The sequence below is a fragment of the Orientia chuto str. Dubai genome (assembly GCF_000964595.1).
GTDB lineage: Bacteria > Pseudomonadota > Alphaproteobacteria > Rickettsiales > Rickettsiaceae > Orientia > Orientia mediorientalis.
Genome location: NZ_LANP01000041.1, coordinates 1 through 3483 on the forward strand (window position 1 = coordinate 1; position 3483 = coordinate 3483).

A 3483-nucleotide genomic window follows, 5' to 3' on the forward strand; every position below is an offset into this window, starting at 1 on the left:
CTTTGCAATTAGGACAACATCAAGAAGCAGCAGAGGATTGTAATAATGAAGAAGTTGCCTCAGACATATTAGGCTCAAATTAAAAAGTATATAGGATCTAGTTGTGATCCTATAGGTATTCAAGGTAAGCAAATGCTGTTTTTTAAGAACTATCTTGATTTAAAAGTTCTTTTGAACCAGCACTCATGAATTGAATTTGTATCTGAAAATTTAGTATGAAAGAAACAGTATCCACTTAGCTCATCAGCCTGATAGTTTAAGGTATCGAGCAAGAGGTACAAATTCTTGCTCAGTTTCAATGACTATTCTTTGTCTTTTATCATAAGGTTTTATTGATACAGTTTTAATATTATGTAAGCGGTCGCTAATTAATAACAAATCTTTTTTATTTTGCAGACGCAATGTTTTAATCATTTGCCTAGAACTAATTTTTTTGTTACACTAATTCTAGTAAGATCAGAAACCTGTTCTGCAATTTTTTACTAAATGCCTCAGCAATATCTTCTTGTGTAAGACTTGTATCTTCGATAGTTCATGTAATATTGCTGTAATAATGGTGTCAGTTTCAAAGCTATAGTCTGCTACCATACATGCTACTTCCAATGGATGCGTAGGTTCTCCTGTATCTTGCTGTCCATGATATTCCTTAGCAAAAGCTTTTTCAACATTATCGAGATCAATTTTTGTATTAATCTCACATTGAACATAAACAGCTTATTAGTAAGCTCTCACTGTAGTAACATAACATTTTTTTCATCTCTAGCTTTAATAAATTATACCTATACCATCAATATACTCTAATCTCAGATAAAATCTTGGAAAGGTGCTAATTAAACTTTTTCAGCAGAAACTTAGTCTTCAGCAAAAAAATGCTAAAATTACAATGGAAGAACTCAGTTTAAAAGATAAAGAGCGTAGAATGCGTACTCGTTGTCTTATAGAAATTGGTGGTTTAGCTGTTAAAGCTAAAATAGATCATTTACCTACTAACAGTCTATTTGGTGCTTTTATTTATCTAAAGGATACTTTAACCAACATCCAACTGTTCAAGATCATTGGACTAAAATTGGTAAGATATTTTTGATAAGGAGCAAAAAAACAAAGCCACTGTGATTTTAAAATTTTTCTCTGAACCAGATGAAAACACTAAGAAGCACATTAGAATGCATGGCTTAAACTGCTACCGTAATGAATGGAATGGCCATGTCAAAGCACTCCTTAAAGCACGGCCTACTCCATATTCAATATGAGCTTGAGATTGTATCTCAGGTATCTTAGGTTTTAAGAGTATTTATCAAATAAGAAGGTTATATATAATAATATTGCTTGCTCTTTAATTAGTTGTTTTTAATTTTATTCATTATTGAATATACTTGACAATCCAAATATAATCAACTTACTATATAATAAGTGAAGTTAATTAATTTAAAGGGAAGTTTATGTATAGTGTTTCAAGCCAACAATTAAGTACACCATCTAATAGAAATAATTCAGCCGAGATAGTGAGATTAGCTGATAGTTTTATATCGAAAAAATGTGGTAATAATACTTTAATCCTGATTGGATGGGATGATGATACATATTTTAACATGTATACTCAAATATCAAATAGTCATCGCACTCGGGGGCAATCAGTTAACTACTATATGTTAAGTGGTAAAAGCATAGTATTGGAATACCTTAACCACCGCCCTCAAGAAAGAGATAATACATTATATACTGTAGAGGAATTTAACTATAATCAGCTAATGGGTATAGTTGTGAAGCATGATAAAGAATATATTGATCCACCACAAGCAAAATCATTCGAAAATAAGAGTCTAACTGTTGTGTCTAACAATCTTGCTGAAGATGTAACTGAGCAAATACAAACATTTACTCAAGATGATAGAATCAGTTATTATAGTAATAATATCAATATTTTTAACGATGTTGATGGTTTTCAGAGAGAGTTTGCTTCTGAATTAGGACTTGCTATTGTAAGCTATGAATAGTAGGTTGTTTGAGGCTATTATTTTAATCATAGAAACAATATCCACTTAGCTCATCTCTAATAGTTTAAGGTATCGAGCAAGAGGTGTAAATTCTTGCTCTGTTTCAATTATCATATGGATGCGTATAATATTGTTAGCTTATTCAATAGAATCATACTAAAGGCTTGACGAGTTTTAATGGAATATTGAATTGAAAGCTTGTGTATTTATTTTCTTTGCTTTCTAGTATAATTTCTCCATTCATTTCCTGTATAAATTGCCTTACAAGTTTCATTCTAAACCCAAGTGTAAACGCTTCTTCAAAATGCAGGTCTTTTGAAATTCTTTATTTATCAGAGCTACTTTAGTTTCTGGCATGCCTAGTTCTGTATCATTAACAAAAACTTCTAGCCTTCTTTGTTTGGTTGTCATTGGAAATAAAGTTATCTCATAAATCTTATAGCATTACTAATTAATCGTAAGTACTGTCTGTATTCTTAATTATCACCTATAACTTCCTTTATTGTGCTTAAATAATCGCAGCTAAGTTTTATTCCTTTTATCTCGCCATTGTATTCATTGCAGATTGAATAATCTGCATCTCTGTTTCTATATTAAATGCTTTTTCCATATATCACCCCTAATGATTGAAAATGCTAAGGTATTGAGCATATATCGGTACACGAATATAACTTCTGTGGCTATTGTATGTAATTTCTCCTTTTATTTCTTGAAGGATTAGCTTAACAAAGGTTAGTCCTAATCCTAATATGTTATCTTGATTCCAATCCTTAATGGCACTATTTATTTTTTCTTCTACACCTTTGCCATTATCATGAATTGTGAGTTGCAGTGTTTTGTCCTGTATTTCTGGATTTAGTAATTCAACTTTAATCAATACTTTTTTGTCTTCTTTTCCAAATTTATTTGCGTTATCAAGCAGTTGAGTTAGTATTTGCTGTATTTCATGCCTATATCCAATCATACAAATTTTTTCATAGTCATAATCAGTTGTAACAGAGAACTTTGATTCATTGTTCCTTACATCAGCAATTGCTTTTTCTAATAGATTATTTAAATAAATTTTTTCATGGGATGTGGATAGGAATAACATCTGATATTCCCTTATAAGCTTGTATAGAGTGCTCTTGATTATCTTGCAATCAAGAGACTCTTTTTGAATTATTTTAAATAAACCTATTACACTTAATTTTAGTCTTAGTATTTGTTTTGTAAGGTTTGGAAAGTCTCCTTCTACTAAATATTGAAGTAATAATTGTACATTTTTTTGATACTTTTCGTTTTTCATAGTTGCTTCCTAATTTATAATTGAATTGGCACCTCAAATGAAAATGTTATATAATTACTCTGTTCAGCTACTCTTAAACTTCCTTTCATCTGAAGTGTAAGATGTTTGATAAACGCTAATCCTTCTCCTAGTTCTTGATGTATTGTTAAATCTTGATTCTCTAGTTCAGCATTTATTCTTTGTAATTTTTCTTTAGGATAC

Annotated in this window: 3 protein-coding genes and 3 pseudogenes; 2 read left to right on the forward strand and 4 right to left on the reverse strand. The window is 30.3% G+C overall.

What is annotated here, in order from left to right; all coding sequences use genetic code 11:
* Positions 1-243: 243 nt before the first annotated feature.
* Positions 244-748, reverse strand: a pseudogene (locus OCHUTO_RS04665) (HD domain-containing protein).
* A 135-nt stretch (positions 749-883) separates the two neighbouring features.
* Between OCHUTO_RS04665 and OCHUTO_RS04670 the strand changes: the two are divergent.
* Positions 884-1278 (forward strand): annotated as a pseudogene (locus OCHUTO_RS04670) (conjugal transfer protein TraD).
* A gap of 161 nt (positions 1279-1439) precedes the next feature.
* Entirely contained in the window at positions 1440-1994 is a 555-nt protein-coding gene (locus tag OCHUTO_RS04675; RefSeq protein WP_045797618.1) for a hypothetical protein, read from the forward strand.
* A 270-nt stretch (positions 1995-2264) separates the two neighbouring features.
* Here the strand turns inward: OCHUTO_RS04675 and OCHUTO_RS06710 are convergent, their stop codons facing one another.
* The 3 genes and pseudogenes from OCHUTO_RS06710 to OCHUTO_RS06090 form a co-directional block, all read right to left on the reverse strand.
* The gene (locus OCHUTO_RS06710) at positions 2265-2405 is read right to left on the reverse strand and encodes a hypothetical protein (protein ID WP_232297010.1); all 141 of its coding nucleotides are present in this window, start codon (positions 2403-2405) and stop codon (positions 2265-2267) included.
* 208 nt (positions 2406-2613) lie between these two features.
* On the reverse strand, positions 2614-3282 hold the full coding sequence (locus OCHUTO_RS04965) for a sensor histidine kinase (protein WP_052694668.1): 669 nt from the start codon (positions 3280-3282) through the stop codon (positions 2614-2616).
* A 14-nt stretch (positions 3283-3296) separates the two neighbouring features.
* Positions 3297-3483: pseudogene (locus tag OCHUTO_RS06090) on the reverse strand (sensor histidine kinase); the annotation flags it as partial.